Here is a 19,477-nt window from a genome sequence, read left to right as displayed (position 1 = left end):
GGCGGCACGGGCGCGGCGCACGATGACGCGCCTCAGCGACGACTGCTTCGATCCGTCGGTGCCGGTGATGACCGTCGCCGAGGCGACGGCGATGATCCTGTCGCGGCTCCCCGTGGTGGCCGGCGTGGAATCCGTTCCGCTGTTGCAGGCCGACGGCCGCATCGCCGCCGAGGATGTTTCGGCGGCGATCGACGTCCCGCCCTTCGACAATTCGGCGGTCGACGGTTACGCGGTGCGCTTCTCCGACCTGTCCGAGACCGGATCGACGCTGCTGCCGGTCCGCGGGCGCCTGCCGGCCGGCGCCGCGCCGTCGGCGCTTTCCGCGCGCGCCGCCGACCGGATCTTCACCGGCGCGGCGATGCCGGATGGTGCCGACACGGTGGTCATGCAGGAGGACGTCGAGGTCACGCCCGCGGGCGTCGTGCTGCCGTCCGGCATCGTCCGCGGCGCCAATCGTCGCCCGGCGGGCGAGGACATCGCGCGAGGCAGCGTCGCGATCCCCGCCGGTCGTCGGCTGCGACCGCAGGATCTGGCGCTCGCCGCCGCGATCGGACGCGACGCCATTCCCGTGCGGCGAGCGTTGCGCGTCGCGGTGTTCTCCACGGGAAACGAGCTGACGGAGCCCGGCGGCGCGCGCGCGGCGTCCGGCATCCACGACAGCAACCGCGTGATGCTGATCGCGCTGCTGCGGCGGCTCGGGGCCGATGCCCGCGACCTCGGCATCCTGCGCGACGACCCGGATGTGCTCGCCGCACGCCTGCGCGAGGCGGCGCAGGGGCACGACCTGATCCTCACCTCGGGCGGCGTCTCGGTCGGCGAGGAGGATCACGTGAAGAACGCGGTCGCCGCCGCGGGATCGCTCGCCTTCTGGCGGCTGGCGATCAAGCCCGGACGCCCGGTCGCCATGGGGGTGGTCGCCGGCACGCCGTTCGTCGGGTTGCCCGGCAATCCGGTCGCGGCCTTCGTCACCCTCGCCTTCGTCGTCCGGCCGCTTCTCGATCGCCTCGGCGGCGCGGTCCATACGGAGCCCAGGGGCATGCCCGTGCGGGCCGCCTTCGCGCTGTCGCGAAAGCCGGGTCGGCGCGAGTTCCTGCGCGTCTGCGTGCATCGAGCCGCCGACGGGGCCTGCGAGGCGAGGCTGTTCCCGCGACGCGGTTCGGGCACCATCACCTCGCTCACCGGCAGCGACGGCTTCGCCGACGTGCCCGACCATCTCGACCGGATCGATCCGGGAGACGTTCTAGCATTCCATGCCTTTGCCGCGATGTGGTGAGGGCGTGATCGTCGGCGATGCGGCACCGCAACCGCTAGGCTCCAAGCGCGATGCCGGCTATCGTCGAGGTCGCATCGGCATCGTTGCTGCCGGTTGAAGGCGAGCGCATCATGAAGCCCCACGCCGCGGTCAGCGACGTTCCCCCGCCGCCGGGCAAGCGCCCGTTCGTCCTCGTCGGCCTGGTGGCGGCCGGCCTGTTCGGTTGGGGCGGCTACGGGCACTGGAAGCAGTCCGCCGCCGCCACGGAGACGCAGCGCAAGGTGCGGGAGACCGTGCCGGCCGTGCGCGTCGCCGCGGTCGAGCGCAGCGACAAGCCGGTCGACCTGACCCTGCCCGGCGATACCCAGGCCTTCGCCCGCGCCGCGATCTTCGCCCGCGCGACCGGCTACATCGCCGAACGCCGCGTCGACATCGGGTCGCGGGTCAAGGCCGGCGACATCCTGCTGCGGATCGCGGCGCCCGAGCTCGACCAGCAGCTCGCTCAGGCCGAGGCGCAGGCCGGGCAGATGCGGGCGCAATTGCTTCAGGCGAAGGCGCAGGTCGATCAGGCGCGCGCCAACGTCAATCTCGCCAACCTCACCAACAACCGCACCTCGACGCTGGCGACGCAGGGCTGGGCCTCGCGCCAGAACGCGGACAACTCGCAGGCGGGCGTGCTGAGCCAGGGCGCCTCCCTCGCGGCCGCGGAAGCCGGGGTGAAGGTCGCCGAGGCCAACATCAAGGCGCAGGACGCGACCGTCGATCGCCTCAAGGCGCTCACCAGCTTCAAGGACGTGGTCGCCCCCTTCGACGGGGTCGTCACCACCCGCAGCGTCGACGTCGGCGACCTGGTCAAGGCCGACGGAAGCGGCACGGCGCTGCTCGGCATGGATCGCGACGACATCCTGCGCATCAGCGTGAACGTGCCGCAGAACGCGGCGATCGGCGTCAGGAAGGGCGTCGTCGCCACGATCAAGGTGCCGCAGATTCCGGACCGCACCTTCTCGGGCCGGGTCGAGCGCAGCTCGGTGGCGCTGCTGACCGCGTCGCGCACCCTGACGACGGAAGTCGACGTGCCGAACCCCGACGGGACGCTGCGCGCCGGCCTCTACGTCTACGTGACCCTGCAGATTCCGCGTCCTGAGCCGGCGGTGATCGTTCCCGCCGAGGGCCTGGTGTTCAACCAGGGGGGCACCCAGGTCGCGGTCGTCGGAGACGACGACAGGGCCGAGTGGCGCTCGGTGCATATCCGGCGCGATTTCGGGACGACGATCGAGATCGACCAGGGCCTGACCGGGCAGGAGCGGATCGTGCTCGGGCCGCCGGCCGACCTTCGCGACGGCCAGCGGATCAAGCGCGATGGCGGCCCCGGCGAGGCCAAGCCGGTCCAGGCGGCGGCGCGCTGAGGGCGCTCAGTTCACCCGGACGATGAGCTTCATCTTCGGGTGGATGCCGCACAGCACGAGGAAGGTGCCGTTCTTCTCGAACGTCACCGGCGTGCGGCTGCCCGGGACCTGATCGCCGGAATCGAAGTTGAAGGCGTCCGACTCGATGTAGATGTGGTGGAGCAGGTCGCTGTCGTCGTTGACGATGGTGATCGTGTCGCCGCGGGTGACGACGAGGCTGTTGGGCTGGAACGCCCGGCCCTTCTGCGACACGAGGTGACCGCTCGCTTCCAATCGGCCGACGAAGGCCATGCCTGCCAGAACGCCCGCGATCAGCGCCGCCGCCGTGCCGGCGACGGAGCGTGGGGCCGAGCGTGGGCTCGCGCGGCCGATCACCGATTCCCTGAGGTTGGGCATGGCGTCCTCGAAGATAACGCCTCATGGGTGCGCGGCCGTGGTTAAGATTCTGCTGATGTCGACGGCGGCTTTCGCGTGCTCCACAACGTAACTGCAGCGTTGCATCGGGCTTCGGTACGAGCCTCGGTGCCCGATCCAGCCGCCGATACGCGGCGCACCAGCTAATGGCGCCTTAACATTTCGCATTTAACTTGGCCGAGCGCGGGCAGAAAGAAGCTACGTCTCGATGCGATGGAATGGGACCGGACCGAATAGGAGGCCACGCTCGGCAACGAGCGGGATGCCGCGCATGGTGGATGCGCGGGTGACCATCCGTGGCCGGATCCTCCTGGCGTTCCTGACCATGAGCCTGATCACCGGCGCGCTCGGTCTCTACGCAATCCGGGGCCTTCAGGATGCGGGCGAGCTCGTCAACCGCACCTACGACGAATCGCTGATGTCGATCAATTACGCGCGGGCCGCGGCAGCGGACTTCGCCAAGATGCGCTCGGCCTTCGCCCGGCGCATGGTGACCGGCGATCCGGCGGCCGCCTCCAAGCTCGATGCCGAGATCAACGAGCTCGCCGCGACGCTCTCCGACGACCTCGGGATCGCCGTCGAGCGCTCGCAATCCGACCGTGTGATCCGTTCGGCCAAGGCCGTCCAGGAGGGCGTGGAGCTCTGGGAGTCGATGCGCCACGGCCTCGACGGATCGACCGGCAAGAGCGCCGCCTGGGACGCCCTCGACCGCCAGGCCGGCATCGTCGACGGGCAGATCGAGCTTCTGGTCAACTATACCGCCGGCGACGGTTTCGTCTTCCGCCAGACCGCCCGGACCGTCGTCGCGCAGGAGATCCGCTTCAACGTGATCGCGATGGCGGTGGCGCTGATCCTGTCCGGCTTCGTCGCCTACCTGCTGAACCGCCGGATCATCGGCCCGCTCGCCTCGGCCTCGGCGGTCGCAGAGCGGATCGCGGCCGGCCGCCTCGACGACGCGGTGCCGACCGGCGGCCGCGACGAGCTGGGTGCGCTCCTGCGGGCCATGGCGACCATGCGCGACAACATCCAGGCGATGATGGAGCGCGAGGTCAGCCAGCGCCGCTCCGCCGAGGCCCTTCTGGCCGACGCGCTCCAAAGCTCGCGCGAAGGCGTCGTGGTCGTCGACGCCCACGGGCGGATCGCTCTGGCCAACGCCCAGGCGCTGGAGTTCTTCAGCGGCCTGCGCTCGGCCGTCGAGGTCGGATCGTCGGTGATCGCGCTCGCCAACGGCGAGATCGACGCGCCGGCCCCGATGATCGACTGCGCGCGGACCCTGTCGCGCGACGGCGAGGTCCTGCTCGCCGACGGCCGCTGGTTGCGCGTCAGCCGCAGCGCCACGCAGGAGGGCGGGTTCGTCGCCGTGTGCAGCGACATCAGCGTCCTGAAGGAGCAGGAGGCCGGGCTGACGCAGACGAACCTGCGCCTCGACGCGGCGCTCGACAACATGAGCCAGGGCCTGTGCCTGTACGATGCCGACCACCGCCTGATGGTGGTGAACCGGCGCTACGCCGAGATCTACAACCTGCCGCCCGGTTCGGTCGTGCCGGGCATGTCGGCCGAAGCGGTGCTCCAATGCAGCCTCGGCGCCGGCCACCATCCGGGCTCGACCCTCGCCGATATGCTGCGCGAGGCCGCCTGCATCTTCGGGACGAGCCGCCAGCGCACCCATTTCCAGGAACTCGCCAACGGCCGGGTCGTCGCCATCGAGCAGCGGATGACCGCCGATGGCGGCTTCGTCGCGACCTACGACGACGTGACCGAGCGGCGCCAGGCCGAGGCGCGGATCGCCTATCTCGCCCACCACGACACCCTCACCGGCCTGCCGAACCGGATCCTGTTCAGCGAGCAGGTCGACGCCGCGATCGCGCAGGCCGGGCGCGGCACCGGCTTTGCCGTGTTCTGCCTCGATCTCGACGATTTCCGTCCGGTGAACGACACCCTCGGCCACGTGGTCGGCGACGAGCTGCTGCAGGCGGCGGCCAACCGGATCGGCGCCTGCATCCGCGAGATCGACAGCTGCGCCCGCCTCGGCAGCGACGAGTTCGCGATCCTGCAGCGCGGGATCGACACCGCCGAGGATGCCGCCGTGCTCGCCCGCCGCCTCGTCGAGGTGCTGGGCGCGCCCTTCGTCCTGTCGAGCCACACGGTGACCCTCGGCGTCACCCTCGGGATCACCCTGGCGCCGCACGACGGTACGAGCTGCGAGAAGCTCCTGATGAACGCCGACGTCGCGCTGGCGCGGTCGAAGGTCGACGCCCGCGGATCGTTCCGGTTCTTCGAGCCGGAGATGGATGCGCGCCTGCAGGCACGCCGGCTGTTCGAGGTCGACCTGCGCGAGGCGGTCGCCAACGAAGCCTTCGAGGTCCACTACCAGCCGATCTACTGCCTCAACGCCGAGCGGATCTGCGGCTTCGAGGCGCTGCTGCGCTGGAACCACCCGGTGCGCGGATGGGTGTCGCCGGTCGAGTTCATCCCCGTCGCCGAGGAGCTCGGCCTGATCGTGCCGCTGGGCGAATGGGTGCTGCACCGCGCCTGCGAGGAGGCCGCCCGCTGGCCCGAGGGCCTGAAGGTCGCCGTGAACGTCTCGGCGGTGCAATTCACCTCCGCGAGCCTGATCACCGCCGTGCGCGAGGCCCTGCAGCGCACCGGCCTGCCCGGCCAGCGCCTCGAATTGGAGATCACCGAATCGGTGCTGGTCGCCAACCCGGGCGCGACGACGGCGATCCTGCACAATCTCAAGATGCTCGGCGCCCGCGTCTCGATGGACGATTTCGGCACCGGCTACTCGAGCTTGAGCTACCTGCGCAGCTTCCCCTTCGACAAGATCAAGATCGACCAGTCCTTCGTGCGCGACCTGTGCGCCGAGAACGGGACGGAGTTCATCGTCCGTGCGGTGATCGGCCTGGGCGCCAGCCTGCGGATGACCACGACGGCCGAGGGCGTCGAGACCGAGGCGCAGCTGTCCAAGCTGCGGGCCGAGGGCTGCGACGAGGTGCAGGGCTACCTGTTCAGCCGACCGGTTCCCTCGGTCGAGCTGCCCGCCCTGATCACCCGCTGGAACGGCGCGGCGCGGGCGATCGCCTGATCCGCGCCGGCCGGTTCGGCCGACGCGGATTCGATCGGTCGAGTCGCGGACCGGCGGTCCTACTCCGCCGCGTCGAGGCGCGGGCGTTCGATCACCGTGCGGCCGCGCTTGACCAGCTCGGCCGTGCGGAACGCCACTTCCAGGGCCTGCTCCGCGTTGAGGCGCGGGTCGCAGTAGGTGTGATAGCGATCCTGGAGGTCGTCGGCCGTCAGCGCGCGGGCGCCGCCCGTGCATTCGGTCACGTCCTTGCCGGTCATCTCCAGGTGGATGCCGCCCGGGATGGTGCCTTCGGCGGAATGGACGCCGAAGAAGCCCTCGATCTCCTGCATCACCCGCTCGAACGGGCGCGTCTTGTAGCGGCCGGCCGAGATCGTGTTGCCGTGCATCGGATCGCAGACCCACACGACGCTGCGCCCCTCGCGCTCGATCGCGCGAACCAGGCGCGGAAGATGCTCGCCGACCTTGTCCGCCCCGAACCGGCAGATCAGGCTGAGCCGACCGGCCTCGTTGCCGGGATTCAGCTTGTCAACGAGCCGGATCAGGCCGTCGGCCTCCATCGACGGCCCGCACTTCAGGCCGATCGGGTTGCAGATGCCGCGGGCGTACTCGACGTGGGCGTGATCGGGCTGGCGCGTCCGGTCGCCGATCCACAGCATGTGGCCAGACGTGGCGTACCAATCGCCGGTCGTCGAATCGACGCGGGTCATCGCCTCCTCGTAGCCGAGCAGCAGCGCCTCGTGGCTGGTATAGAAGTCGGTGGTCCGCACCTCCTGGTGCGTCTCGGGATTGATCCCGATGGCGCGCATGAAGTCGAGCGCCTCCGTCATCCGCTCGGCGACGTCGGCGTAGCGAGACGATTGCGGGCTGTCCTTGACGAAGCCCAGCATCCAGCGATGGGAGTTCTCGAGGTTGGCGTAGCCGCCGGTCGCGAAGGCGCGCAGCAAGTTGAGCGTCGCCGCCGACTGGCGGTACGCCTCGAGCTGCCGGCGCGGGTCCGGGATGCGCGCCTCGTCCGTGAAGGTCAGGCCGTTGACGATGTCGCCGCGGTAGCTCGGCAGGCTCACGCCGTCGAGCGTCTCGGTCGGCGAGGAGCGCGGCTTGGCGAACTGCCCGGCGATGCGCCCGACCTTCACCACCGGCGACGCGCCGGCGAAAGTCAGCACCAGCGCCATCTGCAGGAACACGCGGAAGAAATCGCGGATGTTGTCGGCCGAATGCTCGTCGAAGCTCTCGGCGCAATCGCCGCCCTGAAGCAGGAAGGCCTGCCCGGTGGAGACGCGCGCGAGCGCCGTCTTGAGCTTGCGCGCCTCGCCGGCGAAGACCAGGGGCGGGAAGCTCGCGAGCTGGGCCTCGACCGCTTCGAGGGCGGCCGGATCCGGATAGGCCGGCACCTGCTGAATCGGCAGGTCACGCCATGTCTTCGGTGTCCAACGCTCGCCCATCACACAACTCCCCCGCACCGTGCGGCGATCTTTCCTCCACGCCGAATCCTGGCGCGAAGCGCGGCTTATAGAGTGCTTTTTTCCGGGGAGCGAGATGAGGCCGGCGCAGGCCAGGGCGGATCGAGGGTCAGGGCGGATCGGGGGTCAGGTCCCGTATCCGCCTCCGCGAAGATCAGCCTTCGCCGTCCTCGACCTCGATGCCGTGCTCGGCCAGGATCCAGAAGATCGCTTCCAGGTCTTCCGCCGAGACGTCCCGGGGCGGAAGCGCCTCCTCCAGGTCCTCGTAGGTCAGGCAGCGGCTGCGCCGGGCCGCCGCCTTCGTCAGCAGCGCCTCGATCGCGCCCTGGATGTCGGGCGCCAGCGCGTCCCGGCTCGGCAGGGTGGTGGTGAAGGCCGGCCGGAGCGCGTCGGCCAGGAGGCCGTCGATCACGCGCTGACGCCGCGCCTGCGCGTCGCCGGCCGTCGGCACCGGCTCGGCCGGGCCGGCCTTGCCCGGCTCGCGCTTGCCGGGGTCTTTCTTGCCGGAGTCTTTCTTGCCGGAGTCTTTCTTGCCCATCGATCGGATATGGCTCGTGAAACCGCGCCGTCGAGACCCGGCGCGACCGGGATCGTCAGCCGACGGCGACGGGATGCTTGGTCACCTGCGGGACCCGCATGGTGACCAGTTCCTCGGACGCGGTCGGATGCACCGCGATGGTGCGGTCGAAATCGGCCTTCGTCGCGCCCATGGTCACCGCGATGCCGACCGCCTGGATGATCTCGCCGGCATCGTGCCCGAAGATGTGGACGCCCACGACCTTGTCGCTGGCGCAGTCGACCAGCACCTTCATCAGGATTTTCTCGTCGCGTCCCGACAGCGTCGCCTTCATCGGCCGGAAGCTCGCCTTGAACACGTCGATCTTGCCGAAGATCGCGCGGGCGGTGTCCTCGTTGTGGCCGACGACGCCGATCTCCGGGGTCGAGAACACCGCGGTCGGGATCAGGCGGTGGTCGACGCAGGCCGGCTTCTCGCCGAACACCGTGTCGGCGAAGGCGTGGCCCTCGCGGATCGCGATCGGCGTGAGGTTAACGCGATTGGTGACGTCGCCGACCGCGTAGATCGAGGGCACCGCGGTCCGCGAGTAGGCGTCGACCGGGATCGCGCCGGCGGCGTCGGTCTCGATCCCGACGCGGTCGAGGCCGAGCCCGCCGACGTTCGGGCGCCGGCCGGTCGCGATCAGCACCTGGTCGACCGTGATCGTCTCGCCGTCGTCCAGCGTCGCGGCGATGCCGTCCGCGACGCGCTCGAGCTTCGCGAGGGTGCGCCCGAGCTTGAGCGACATCCGCCTGGCGTAGGCTTCGCCGAGCGCGTCGCGGATCTCGTCGTCGAAGCCACGCAGCAGCCTGTCGCCGCGATGGAGCAGCGTCGTCCGGCTGCCCAGGGCCGAGAACACGCCGGCGAACTCGACGGCGATGTAGCCGCCGCCGATCACCAGGATGCGCTCGGGCAGCGTCTCCAGCTCGAACACCTCGTTCGAGGTGATCGCCAGCTCGGCGCCCGGCACCGCCGGTTCCTTCACCGGATGGGCGCCGACCGCCACCAGGATCACCTTGGCGGTCACGCGTGCGCCGCTGCCGACGAGGCGGATCGTGTGCGCGTCCTCGATCACGGCGCGCTCCGGCACCACCGTGACCCCGGCGCGGATCAGGTTGGCGTCGTAGATCCCTTCGAGCCGGGTCACCTCGGCGTCGCGCCTCCGCTTCAGGACGCTCCAGTCGAAGCGCGGTGCCTCGACGGTCCAGCCGAACCCGGCGGCGTCCTCGAACTCGTCGGCGAAGCGACCGGCATAGACCATCAGCTTCTTCGGCACGCAGCCGCGGATCACGCAGGTGCCGCCGACGCGGTACTCTTCCGCCATGGTCACGCGGGCGCCGTAGCCGGCCGCGATCCGCGCGGCGCGAACGCCGCCCGAGCCGCCGCCGATGACGAACAGGTCGACGTCGTAGGTATCGGTCATGACGGGGTCCGATCGGGCGCGGCCGAGGGCCGGGGAAGGGGTGCCTGCGCGGTGCGGTGCCCGGCATCGCGCAGCCAGGTGATGGCAGCGCCGAGGCCGGCGGTCCACCACGCCGCCCAGGTGTTGTGCTCGACCAAGGCGATGGCCGCCGCCGCCGCGATCAGGGCGAGCGCCGTCGCGCGCTCGGCCGAATCCGAACCCGCAACCGGCGCGAGCATCAGCATCGAGACGGCCGCCACGAGCACGGCGCCGACGACGCCGAGCTCGGCCCAGACCTGAAGGAACGCGTTGTGCGGATGGCCGACCGCCAGAAGCGTGCGCATCTCGGGATCGAGGCGTTGGGCCACCGGCGTCTCGGCGAAGCGGGCGGAGGTGCCGAAGCCCGCCCCGACCCACGGATCCGCCGCGACCGCGGCGCCGAAGCTGCGGGCGATGGCGACGCGGGCGCGCGACGAGGAATGCACCAGCCGCTCGTGCGCGGCCTCCGGCATGAAGCGATCGAGCAGGTCGCCCTCCACCGGCGCCAGCGCCACCGCGAGGCCGAGACTCAGCCCGGCCACGCCGACGGCGAGCCGGCCCGGCACGAGCCGCGCGAGAGCGAACATCGCCCCGCCGGCGATCAGCCCCATGGCGGCGGCTCCGCTCACCGAGCGCAGGATGCCGAGTGCCGCGAAGGCCAAAGCGACGAGGGCGAGAACCCGCCGGCCCTGCCGCCACAGCGCCAGGGCGAGCGGGCCGGCGACGACGGCGAGGGCCAGCGCCGGGCGGTTGTAGACGAATTCCGCCACCCGCTGACCGAGCGCGCGCTGCAGCGGCAGGCCGGTGGCGAGGCCGACGGCGATGGTCAGCCCGGCGAGCACCACCATCGCCGCCGCGAGCGGGGCCGCGAAGGCCGGGATGCGCCCCGGCGCGAGGCGGACGAGGAGGTAGGCGGCGACGAGCGTCGGCAGGAACTCGCCGGCCATCCGCAGCGACAGCGCGGGGAACGGCGTCCAGGCCAGGGTGAGCGCGCACCAGGCGAGGAACGCCAGCGCGGCGAGGCCGATCGGCCTCGCGAGCGGCGGGACGAGGCGGCGCGGGACCGCGCCGGCATCCTCGACGCAGCGCCCGGCCAGGAACAGCACGGCCGCGATGGCGACGACGAGGGGGCTCGACCGGTTGGCCAGCGCCATCGCCAGGGGCATCACGGCGAGCGCGACAGCGCCCGCTGCATAGAGACGTCGGGACGGGGACACGGGCCGGCCGCGCGGTCGATTCGTGTGCCTACTGGAGCTGGTGCCCGCGCTTGCCCATCTCGGCGCGCACGCGGACCATGACGTATTCCGAGACTTCCTGGGTCCAGGTCTGCATCGCCTGCACCATCTCGTCGAGGATCTGAGGTTGGGTCTCGACGTAGCGCTTGCCGGCGGGCGAGCGGAAGAACGCCGCGATGTCCTGCAGCTCGGCTTCGCTCAGCTTGTTCGCGTAGATTCGCGCCGCGGTGTCGATGATGCGCTGCTTCTGCAGCTCCATCTCGGGGTTGAGGCCCTGCAGCACCTCGTCGAGGTCCTTGCTCAGCTCGGGGCGGGTCACGGTCTGCTGCTTGATCTGCTCGGCGAAGGCCGGAATGATCGAGTCGAACGAGCGCGCGATGCCCGAATTGAGCATCACCTCGCGGGCGAGCGCGAGATGGTTGGCGCCGATCGTCGGGGCGCCGCGCGTGGCCGGGGCGGCGGGCGCGGCCGGCGTCGCGGCGGGCTTCTGAGGCGCAGCCTTCTGGGCCTGGGCGAGGCCGGGCGCAGCGGCGACCAGGGCCGCGATCAGCACGGGGAAGAGGCGGCGGGAGAGGACGGGCATTCCGGGCATTCCTGAAGCGAGGGGAAGAGCCGGCGCCGGCATCCGAGGCCGTCGCCGGGGCGCCGTCGGGCGCGCTGATGCAGCTATGCGAGGCTGCCGATCACGGTGATCTCGGCCTGCCCGTCGCGGTCCTCGGCGAGGATGGCCGCGGTGGCGATCCCGAGGAACAGGCCGTGCTCGACCACGCCCGGCACCGACCAGAGCAGCGCCGACAGCCGCTCGGGATCGGCGATCCGCCCGAGGCGCGCGTCGAGGATGTGGTGGCCGCCGTCGGTCGTGAGCGGCGCGCCGCCGGGGGCTATGCGCAGCGCGACCGCACCCGTGCAGCCGGCGCGCTCGATCGCCGCCTCGACGGCGCGCCGGGTCGCCGTGAGGCCGAAAACGTTGACCTCGATCGGCAGCGGGAAGGCGCCGAGCGTCCCGACGCGCTTGGCGGCATCGGCGATCACCACCATGCGGCGGCTGGCGCAGGCGACGATCTTCTCGCGCAGCAGCGCCGCGCCGCCGCCCTTGATCAGCCGGAGATCGGCATCGACCTCGTCGGCCCCGTCGATCGTCAGGTCGAGCTCGGGCAGTTCCTCCAGCGTCGCGAGGCGGATGCCTTCCCGCGTCGCCGCCGCGTGGGTCGCCTCGGAGGTCGGGACGCCGACGACGTCGAGGCCGTCGCGAACCCGCGCGCCGAGCAACGCGACGAAGGCCGCCGCCGTCGATCCGGTACCGAGGCCGAGCCGCATTCCGGGCTCGACGAGATCGAGGGCGCGGGCGGCGGCCGCGCGGCGAAGGTCCGGGCCGCTCACGACGACGTCCCGCCGTCGGGTCTCACGAAAGGATGCATGCGCAGGGTGCCGGTCCGTCCCGTTGGGATGCGGCACGCCCTAGCATGGCCGCCGTCGCGCCGGGAAGCCGCGGTACCGGCCGAGACCGGTATTCGGATGACGATCCCCCCGGTGGAATCCGGCTTCGTCAGAACCGGCTGCCCCCCTGCGGCGGCGTCGCGCTCGCGCCGGCCCGGCCCGGGACGCTGCCGACGAGCGGCGCCTCGGCGGCCCCCTCGGCCGACGGGTTGGTCTGCTGGGTGCAGACGACCTGCTCCTTCTTCACCAGCACGAAGCAGATGCTCATCTCGCCGGTGCGGTAGTTCACCCGGAACACGCCCGCCTCCCGGGTGTGGCGCGTCGCCACGAGCCCATATTCCGACGGGGGCTGCGCACCGGCGCCCTCGCCGGCCGCGAAGCAGACCGTGAGGCCGATGCCGCCGGCGCCTTCCTGCAAGCCGTACTGGCACGAGGTGACCTCGCCGGTGACCTTGTCGACCCGATACATGCGGTTGAGGTCGGCCTGGGGCGCCGGAACGAACTCGAACGAGGCGGCGGCGGCGACACCCGGCGCGAGCAGGCCGAGGCCGAGGGCGAGCAGAGGGAGTTTCATGGGGGGTCCCGGAGGGTGTGACGCCCCTCCTTTCGAGGGGGTTTCGGGCAAGTGTGGGGCGCCGCACGCCGTCTCGCGCACGACGCGCACGGTTTCGAAACCTGCGCGCAACCTTGCCCCGCCGCGGGCGGCCGGCTAGCGAGGGCCCCTCCCCCCGCCGACCCGGAAAGACCCGATGCCCACCCTGCCGAAGATCGCCGTGTTCGACCTCGACGGCACCCTGGCCGAGACCGCGGGCGACCTCGTCGGCACGCTCAACGTGCTGCTCGTGCGGGAAGGTTTGCCGGAACTGGCGCTCGAGGAGGCCCGCGACCTGATCGGCGCCGGCGCCAAGGCGCTGATCCGCCGCGGCTTCGAGGCCGCCGGCCGCGAGCTGACGCCGGAGCGGCACGAGGCGCTGTTCGGCGACTTCCTGGAGCATTACGGCGCGCATCTGTGCGAGCGCTCGCACCTCTATCCCGGCGTGGTCGAGGCGCTGGATCGGCTCGAGGCCGAGGGCTTCCGGCTGGCCGTCTGCACCAACAAGGTCGAGGGGCTCGCGGTCGACCTGCTCGACCAACTCGGCATCGGCGGCCGTTTCGCCGCGATCTGCGGGCGCGCGACCTTCCCCTACAGCAAGCCCGATCCGCGCCACATCACGCTGACCATCGGCCGGGCCGGCGGCGATCCGAAGCGCGCGGTGATGGTCGGCGACTCCCGCGCCGACATCGATGCCGCCAAGGCCGCCGGCATCCCGGTGGTGGCGGTCACCTTCGGCTACACCGACACGCCGGTGGACCAGCTCGGGCCGGACCGGGTGATCTCGCACTTCTCGGACCTGCCCGGTGCCGTCGCCGAGCTGCTGTCGGCTCAGGCGTAGTCCTCCGGCACCCGGACCTTGCCCGCGCGCAGCAGCGTGTAGAGGAACGGCACGAACAGCAGCGTCGCCGGCGTGCCGAAGGCGATGCCGCCCATCACGGCGCGGGCGAGCGCGGCGTTCTGCTCGCCGCCCTCGCCCGTGCCGAGCGCCATCGGGATCAGGCCGAGGAACATCGCGCCCGCCGTCATCAGCACCGGGCGCAGGCGCGTCTCGCCGGCGAGCAGGGCGGCGTCGACCGCCGAGCACCCCGTCGCCTCGCGATGCTCGCGGGCGAAGGTGACGAGCAGGATCGAGTTCGCGGACGCGATGCCCACCGACATGATCGCGCCGAACAGCGACGGGATCGAGAAGGTGGTGCCGGTGATGAACAGGCTCGCGACGATGCCGCAGAAGGCGAGCGGCAGGGCGGCCAGCACCACGAAGGGATCGCCCCAGCTCTGATAGTTCACCGCCATCAGCAGGTAGACGGCGATCAGCGCGATGCTCAGGCCGACGCCGAGGCGCAGGAACGCCGAGTCCATGTTCTCGATCTGCCCGCGCACGGTGATCTTGTCGGGCACCGGCAGCGCCTTCTGCTCCTCGTCGACGATGGTGCGGATCTCCCGCGCCACCGAGCCGAGGTCGGAATCCTGCACCGCCGCGTAGATGTTGTAGGTCGGCGCCGTGTTGACGTGGTTGACCACGGTCTGCGTCGCCTCGCGGCGCAGGGTCGAGACGCTGGAGAGCAGGGTCAGCACGCCCGGCTGGTCGCTGTTGGCGCGCACCAGCAGCGGCGTGTTCTGCAGGTCCGTGAGTGAGGCGTTGCGGTATTCCGGCGTCTGCACCCAGAGCTGGTACGGGATGCCGGTCTTCGGGTCGGTCCAGAAGTTCGGCGTCACCTGGAAGGAGCCCGACAGGGAGACGTTGAGCCCCTGCGCCACCTGCTGCTGGGTCAGCCCGAGCTCCGAGGCGAGGCGGCGGTCGACGTCGACGAAAAACTGCGGCGTGCCGACGATCTGGTGCAGGTGCACGTCGACCGCGCCCTTCGTCTCCTTCAGGCGGCGGACGATGTTCTGGGCGACCGCGAGGTCCTTCTCGGCGTTGCGGCCCGAGACCTGGATGTCGATCTGCGCCAGCGTGCCGAAGTTCAGGATCTGCGTGATGATGTCGGAGGGCTGGAAGTAGACGATCACGTCGGGGAAGCGCTCGCGCAGCACCTCGCGCAGGCGCTTCGTGTAGGCGCCGACGTCGCCGTGTCCCTCGCGCAGGTTCACCAGCATCTGGCCGTCGTTGTAGCCGACGAAGGAGCCGTCCGAGAACGCGAAGTTGTAGTTGTTCGAGGGCAGGCCGATGTTGTCGAGGATCTGCTCGATCTCGCCGTCCGGGATCACCTCGCGCACCGTGGCGCCGACGGCCGCGAAGACCTGCTCGGCGGTCTCGATCCGCATGCCGGGCCGGGTGCGCAGGTGCAGCGTGAGCTGGCTCGAGGCGACCTGCGGGAAGTAGTCGCGCCCGACGAAGGTGAACAGCCCGGCCGTGCCGAGGAACACCAGCAGGACGACGGCGATCGTCGCGACGCGGCGGCGCACCACGACGTGGAGCAGCCCAAGATAGCCGCGGTGGAAGCGCTCGAAGCGCGCCTCGAAGCCGTTCCGGAAACGCCCGGCGACGTGGATCACCGGGCGCCCGAGCCAACCGATGGCCCGCGCCACCCGCCCGCGCCGCGGCGGTGCGACGGCGTCGGGCCCGCCGCCATGTCGCTCGACGTACTCGCGCGCGACCAGCACGTCGATCAGCACCGGCACGAGGGTGCGCGAGAGCAGGTACGAGGTCAGCATCGCGAACACGACCGCGAGCGCCTGCGGTGTGAACAGGTACTTCGGCGTGTCGGCCAGCGCGAAGACCGAGACGAAGGCGGCGCAGATCGACAGCGTCGAGATCAGCGTCGGCTTCGCGATGCTGGCGGCGCCCTCGACCACGGACTTGCGGAACGGCTCGCCCTCCTCGAACAGCCGATAGGTGTTCTCGATCGCCACCGTCGCGTCGTCGACGAGGATGCCGACGGCGAGCGCGAGGCCGCCCAGCGTCATCACGTTGATGGTCTGGCCGAGCGCGGCGAGGATCGCGAGCGAGGTCAGGATCGAGAGCGGGATCGAGATCAGCACGACGATGGTCGAGCGCCACGAGCCGAGGAACAGCAGGATCGTCAGGCCGGTGAGGCAGGCGGCGATCGCCGCCTCGTGGATCACGCCCTCGATCGCGGCGGACACGAAGACCGACTGGTCGAACAGCGGCTTGATCGCCATGCCGTCGGGCGCGGCGGCCTGGATCTCGGGCAGCACCTTCTTGACGTTGTTGACCACGTCCAGCGTCGAGGCGGTGCCGTTCTTGAAGATCCGCATCAGCACCGAATGCAGCCCGTCCGAGCGCACGATGTTGACCTGAGGCGGGCCGCCGTCGCGGACGTAGGCGACGTCGCGCACCAGCACCGGCTGGCCGGCCACGACCTTGATCGGGATCTCGTTCAGCGCCGCGATCGCGTCCGGGGTCGCGTTGAGCAGGACCGGATATTGCTGCTCGCCGATCTTGACCAAGCCGGAGGGCACGGTGAGGTTCTGCGCCGTCATCGCGTTGGTGACGTCGAGCGCCGTGAGGCCAAGCGCCCGCAGCGCCTGGAGGTCGAGATCGACCATGATCTGTCGCGGCGTGCCGCCGAACGGCGACGGCAGCGTCGAGCCCGGCACCTGAACCAGGCGCTGGCGGATGCGGTACTGCGCGTAATCGTAGACCTTGGTCAGGCTCTCCTTGGTCGAGGTCAGCGCGAGCTGGATCACCGGCACCGAGGAGGCCGAGAACCGCAGCACGATCGGCGGCTGCACGCCCGGCGGCATCGCCGAGCGGATCGAGTTCATCGCCGAGACGACCTGGGTGATGGCGAGGTCGACGCTGACCTCGCCGTCGAAGTAGATCTTCTGGATCGCGGTGCCCTGGAGCGTCGTCGACTCCATCCGCTTGATGTTGTTGACGTTGTTCGAAAGCGAGAATTCGGCGTAGGTGGTGATCCGCCGCTCCATCTCCGGCGTCGACAGGCCGGTATAAGTCCAGACCACCACGACCACGGGGATGTCGACGATCGGCAGCACGTCCTTGGGCGCGACCACGATCGCGCCGCCCCCGGCGAGCATCATCAGCACGGCGAGCACGTAGGTCGTGATGCGGAACTTCAGTGCGTACTGGACGAGGCCCATCTGGTCTCCGCGATCCGGCCACGGCCCGGATCATCGCATCATGAATTCAGGCGCCACCGAACGCGAGTATTGTTTCGCGATCATGTCCACGCGCTGCGGCTGCGAAGAGGCCGCAGGACCTTGCGGCGTGGTCGAAGGCCGGCTCAGACCCGCCGTCGCTGGCTCGGACGGGGTTTCGGTGCAGGCTTGTCCGGCCCGTCCGTCGCCCCGGGGCAGATCCCGCGCAGCTGCATCCAATCGGCGTCGCTCAGGATGTGCCTGTCGGGGTCCCGGGCCCCGGCGAGGGCGCGGATCGTCGCGGCACGCTCGCCGGTGTAGGGATGGCTGCGCAGGAGGGCCGGGTCGGCATCCGCCTCGTCCTTGGCGATCCGCTCGAGCATCGAGGCCAGCGCCGCCGCGTCGCCGCCGGCCGACCGCATCGCGGCGACGGAATAGGCGTCGGCCGCGCGCTCGGCATCGCGGCTGTAGCCGGCCGAGAGCACGGCCTGGCCGAGGGCGACGATCACGGTGGAGCCGGTGAGGTCGCCGAGCACGAGGCTGAGCAGGAACGACGTGCCCGAGGCCTGGATCAGCGCCCGGGTCGGATCGCGCAACGCCACGTGCCCGAGCTCGTGCGCCAGCACGCCAGCGAACTCGTCGGCGCTCCGCGCCTTGGCGATCAGCTCGGAGAGCACGACGACGCGCGCGCCCGGCAACGTCACCGCGTTCGCGGTGTCGTGGCGGCGGACCGTGACCGCGAGACCGGGCGGCAGGCTGCGACCGGCCGCGAGGCGGGCGACGAGGCGGTCGAGCACGGCCCGGCCGGCCGGCTCCGCGCAGGGCGGCGGTTCGCCCATCAGGTCGAGCACCTGCGCCTCCACCGCCGTGCCGATGCGCGCCTCGATGCCGGCCGGCACCAGCGGCGCGAGAACGCCCGCCGCGATCGGAAGGCCGAAGAACACGGTGAGCAGGACCGCGATGCCGACCGCAAGCGAGCCGGCGACGAGGCGCCAGGTCCCCCCGTCCGCGTCCGCGCGCTTGCGCAGGTCGGAGCAGCGGGTTTCGAGACATGCGGCGAACGACGGGTCCACGACCTCGACATGGCCGGGATCGCCCGCGATCCCGAGGCGCAGCAGCGGGGCCTGCGCCGCGCCGGCCCGCAGGTCGATCAGGTTCCAGTCGCGATGCACCTCCGGCCCGGTGATCTCGAGGCGCTCACCGAGGTGCAGGGTCACCGCGTGCGGCGCGGCGCTCCGTCCGTCGAACCAGCGGCCGGACGCGGTGAGCGCCATCAGAACCCGATCTGCAGCGCGCCGCCGACGTCGAGCGCGTCGGCGAGGCCCTCGTTGAGGCCGCTGCCGGGCCCGTGGCTCGCGGCGAGGATGCAGTTCAGGCCGTCGGCATCGGCCACCTGCGTCGTGGTCGCGACCGCGGCCCAGAGTCGGGCCTGGACGACGCGCACGTACAGCACCGCGAAGGCGAGCGCGCCGCCGAGATAGAGCAGGCCGCCGCCGAGCACCGCCGCCCAGGCCAGCCCGTCGCCGCCCGCGGCCCGCGCGGCGAGGCCGGCGAGCAGCGCGATCAGGCCGACCACCACGACGAAGCCGAGGAGCGACAGGGCGTAGACGAGGTAGGGCCAGTAGAATTGCCGCGCGCGGAGCGTCGAGACGAGGCGCACCGGCCCGAGGCGCGCCGCGTTCATGAAGACCCGCGTCTCGCGCGCCCGATAGAACGGCACCAGCAGGAGCGAGAGCGGAAGGCAGAAGCCGGCGGTGATCCCGAGCGCGACGGCGAGGGTCGCGATCCGGGTGCCGGCATAGGCGGGGTTGAGGATGAGATCGCCGCCCTTGCCCCCGGGCTTGGGCAGCATCAGGTCGATCGGCAGGACGAAGTCGTTGGCGGCGATCAGCGCCAGCAGCAGGGCGAGCACCGGGCCGAGCGCCACCGCGTAGAACAGCAGCCAAGGCCCGAGGAGCGCGCGCCCGCGCGCGTCGGACGCCATCCGGCTGGTGCCGATCAGGGTGTGGCCGATGCGGTAGCGCTCGAGGCCGGCACGCATGAACGGGAAGGCGAGGCCCAGCGTCGCCAGCGTCAGCGCCCACCACAGGGCGGCCCGGCCGGCATAGGCGAGGCCCGAGCCGTCCTGGCCGAGGCGGATGCCGCGCCACAGCGTCCGCATCGCCCGGTAGCGGCGCCCGCGGTAGATCGCGAACTGCCCGAGCAGGAACAGGATGACGAAGGACAGGATCGCCGAGTACGGCGCCAGGCTCGGCAGCGCGATCGCCAGGCCGAACAGCCCGACATAGATCACGATCAGCAGCCCGAGGGCCGCGAGGAAGCCGAGAAAGAGCTCGCGCCCGGTGCCGGTGTAATCCGCCGGGCTGCCGTCGACGACGGTGCGGCTCCAGAAGAAGCGCCGCAGGTCGGTCATGTACCAGAAGCGGTAGATGCCGAAGGTGACGAGCGAGAGCAGGAACCCGACGATCGCGAGCCCGGTGAGGCCGCGGAGCCGGGTGTCGAAGGCAACCTGTCCGGTCCGCGACATGGATCCC

At 71.2% G+C, this 19,477-nt stretch carries 15 protein-coding genes; 4 read left to right on the top strand and 11 right to left on the bottom strand.

The window, feature by feature from the left end; genetic code table 11:
- Window positions 1–22 precede the first annotated feature (22 nt).
- Both glp and MKK68_RS03050 read left to right on the top strand, forming a co-directional pair.
- Window positions 23–1,273: a gephyrin-like molybdotransferase Glp gene (gene glp, locus MKK68_RS03055; protein ID WP_244028605.1), complete on the top strand. Its 1,251-nt coding sequence runs from the start codon at window positions 23–25 to the stop codon at window positions 1,271–1,273.
- A gap of 110 nt (window positions 1,274–1,383) precedes the next feature.
- The gene (locus MKK68_RS03050; protein WP_147842863.1) at window positions 1,384–2,658 is read left to right on the top strand and encodes an efflux RND transporter periplasmic adaptor subunit; all 1,275 of its coding nucleotides are present in this window, start codon (window positions 1,384–1,386) and stop codon (window positions 2,656–2,658) included.
- A gap of 6 nt (window positions 2,659–2,664) precedes the next feature.
- Here the strand turns inward: MKK68_RS03050 and MKK68_RS03045 are convergent, their stop codons facing one another.
- On the bottom strand, window positions 2,665–3,054 hold the full coding sequence (locus MKK68_RS03045) for a plastocyanin (RefSeq protein WP_313899211.1): 390 nt from the start codon (window positions 3,052–3,054) through the stop codon (window positions 2,665–2,667).
- A 280-nt stretch (window positions 3,055–3,334) separates the two neighbouring features.
- Between MKK68_RS03045 and MKK68_RS03040 the strand changes: the two genes are divergently transcribed.
- A complete protein-coding gene (locus MKK68_RS03040; RefSeq protein ID WP_244028603.1) occupies window positions 3,335–6,157 on the top strand; it encodes an EAL domain-containing protein in 2,823 nt (940 codons plus the stop codon).
- A 59-nt stretch (window positions 6,158–6,216) separates the two neighbouring features.
- Here MKK68_RS03040 and MKK68_RS03035 read toward each other — a convergent pair whose 3' ends face one another.
- From MKK68_RS03035 to MKK68_RS03005, 7 genes are all read right to left on the bottom strand, one after another.
- Complete coding sequence (locus MKK68_RS03035) at window positions 6,217–7,599, bottom strand: class II 3-deoxy-7-phosphoheptulonate synthase (RefSeq protein ID WP_147727864.1); 1,383 nt, start codon at window positions 7,597–7,599, stop codon at window positions 6,217–6,219.
- A gap of 172 nt (window positions 7,600–7,771) precedes the next feature.
- Window positions 7,772–8,155: an RNA polymerase sigma factor region1.1 domain-containing protein gene (locus MKK68_RS03030; RefSeq protein WP_244028601.1), complete on the bottom strand. Its 384-nt coding sequence runs from the start codon at window positions 8,153–8,155 to the stop codon at window positions 7,772–7,774.
- Between the two features lie 55 nt (window positions 8,156–8,210).
- Window positions 8,211–9,596, bottom strand: coding sequence for a glutathione-disulfide reductase (gene gor, locus MKK68_RS03025; protein WP_244028600.1), 1,386 nt, complete (start codon window positions 9,594–9,596; stop codon window positions 8,211–8,213).
- On the bottom strand, window positions 9,593–10,780 hold the full coding sequence (locus tag MKK68_RS03020; RefSeq protein ID WP_244028659.1) for an O-antigen ligase family protein: 1,188 nt from the start codon (window positions 10,778–10,780) through the stop codon (window positions 9,593–9,595). Before MKK68_RS03020 ends, gor begins: the two co-directional genes overlap by 4 nt.
- A 79-nt stretch (window positions 10,781–10,859) precedes the next feature.
- Window positions 10,860–11,432, bottom strand: a complete 573-nt coding sequence (locus MKK68_RS03015) for a DUF2059 domain-containing protein (RefSeq protein ID WP_409567147.1) — start codon at window positions 11,430–11,432, stop codon at window positions 10,860–10,862.
- An 83-nt stretch (window positions 11,433–11,515) separates the two neighbouring features.
- Window positions 11,516–12,229 carry a ribose-5-phosphate isomerase RpiA gene (gene rpiA / locus MKK68_RS03010; protein ID WP_244028596.1) on the bottom strand — a complete coding sequence of 238 codons (714 nt, stop codon included), beginning with the start codon at window positions 12,227–12,229 and terminating at the stop codon, window positions 11,516–11,518.
- 166 nt (window positions 12,230–12,395) lie between these two features.
- On the bottom strand, window positions 12,396–12,860 hold the full coding sequence (locus MKK68_RS03005; protein ID WP_147842870.1) for a hypothetical protein: 465 nt from the start codon (window positions 12,858–12,860) through the stop codon (window positions 12,396–12,398).
- Window positions 12,861–13,035: 175 nt separating this feature from the next.
- Between MKK68_RS03005 and gph the strand changes: the two genes are divergently transcribed.
- Window positions 13,036–13,719: a phosphoglycolate phosphatase gene (gph, locus tag MKK68_RS03000; protein ID WP_244028594.1), complete on the top strand. Its 684-nt coding sequence runs from the start codon at window positions 13,036–13,038 to the stop codon at window positions 13,717–13,719.
- Here the strand turns inward: gph and MKK68_RS02995 are convergent.
- From MKK68_RS02995 to MKK68_RS02985, 3 genes are all read right to left on the bottom strand, one after another.
- The gene (locus MKK68_RS02995; RefSeq protein ID WP_243987279.1) at window positions 13,710–16,946 is read right to left on the bottom strand and encodes an efflux RND transporter permease subunit; all 3,237 of its coding nucleotides are present in this window, start codon (window positions 16,944–16,946) and stop codon (window positions 13,710–13,712) included. The two genes, gph and MKK68_RS02995, sit on opposite strands and share 10 nt — an antisense overlap.
- A gap of 143 nt (window positions 16,947–17,089) precedes the next feature.
- Entirely contained in the window at window positions 17,090–18,220 is a 1,131-nt protein-coding gene (locus MKK68_RS02990) for a M48 family metallopeptidase (protein WP_409567150.1), read from the bottom strand.
- Window positions 18,217–19,470, bottom strand: a complete 1,254-nt coding sequence (locus tag MKK68_RS02985) for a DUF898 family protein (RefSeq protein WP_244028590.1) — start codon at window positions 19,468–19,470, stop codon at window positions 18,217–18,219. The genes MKK68_RS02990 and MKK68_RS02985 overlap by 4 nt, the downstream gene beginning before the upstream one ends.
- Window positions 19,471–19,477 lie beyond the last annotated feature (7 nt).

Source organism: Methylobacterium sp. E-016 (assembly GCF_022829745.1).
Taxonomy (GTDB): Bacteria; Pseudomonadota; Alphaproteobacteria; order Rhizobiales; family Beijerinckiaceae; genus Methylobacterium.
Note: the sequence above shows the minus strand (reverse complement) of the source record. Positions and strands in the feature narration are given on the sequence as shown.

Coding starts and splice junctions, on each gene's coding strand:
- glp (WP_244028605.1), top strand. CDS start 23: ATGACGCGCCTCAGCGACGACTGCTTCGATCCGTCGGTGCCGGTGATG.
- MKK68_RS03050 (WP_147842863.1), top strand. CDS start 1,384: ATGAAGCCCCACGCCGCGGTCAGCGACGTTCCCCCGCCGCCGGGCAAG.
- MKK68_RS03045 (WP_313899211.1), bottom strand. CDS start 3,054: ATGCCCAACCTCAGGGAATCGGTGATCGGCCGCGCGAGCCCACGCTCG.
- MKK68_RS03040 (WP_244028603.1), top strand. CDS start 3,335: ATGCCGCGCATGGTGGATGCGCGGGTGACCATCCGTGGCCGGATCCTC.
- MKK68_RS03035 (WP_147727864.1), bottom strand. CDS start 7,599: ATGGGCGAGCGTTGGACACCGAAGACATGGCGTGACCTGCCGATTCAG.
- MKK68_RS03030 (WP_244028601.1), bottom strand. CDS start 8,155: ATGGGCAAGAAAGACTCCGGCAAGAAAGACTCCGGCAAGAAAGACCCC.
- gor (WP_244028600.1), bottom strand. CDS start 9,596: ATGACCGATACCTACGACGTCGACCTGTTCGTCATCGGCGGCGGCTCG.
- MKK68_RS03020 (WP_244028659.1), bottom strand. CDS start 10,780: ATGCCCCTGGCGATGGCGCTGGCCAACCGGTCGAGCCCCCTCGTCGTC.
- MKK68_RS03015 (WP_409567147.1), bottom strand. CDS start 11,432: ATGCCCGTCCTCTCCCGCCGCCTCTTCCCCGTGCTGATCGCGGCCCTG.
- MKK68_RS03005 (WP_147842870.1), bottom strand. CDS start 12,860: ATGAAACTCCCTCTGCTCGCCCTCGGCCTCGGCCTGCTCGCGCCGGGT.
- gph (WP_244028594.1), top strand. CDS start 13,036: ATGCCCACCCTGCCGAAGATCGCCGTGTTCGACCTCGACGGCACCCTG.
- MKK68_RS02995 (WP_243987279.1), bottom strand. CDS start 16,946: ATGGGCCTCGTCCAGTACGCACTGAAGTTCCGCATCACGACCTACGTG.
- MKK68_RS02985 (WP_244028590.1), bottom strand. CDS start 19,470: ATGTCGCGGACCGGACAGGTTGCCTTCGACACCCGGCTCCGCGGCCTC.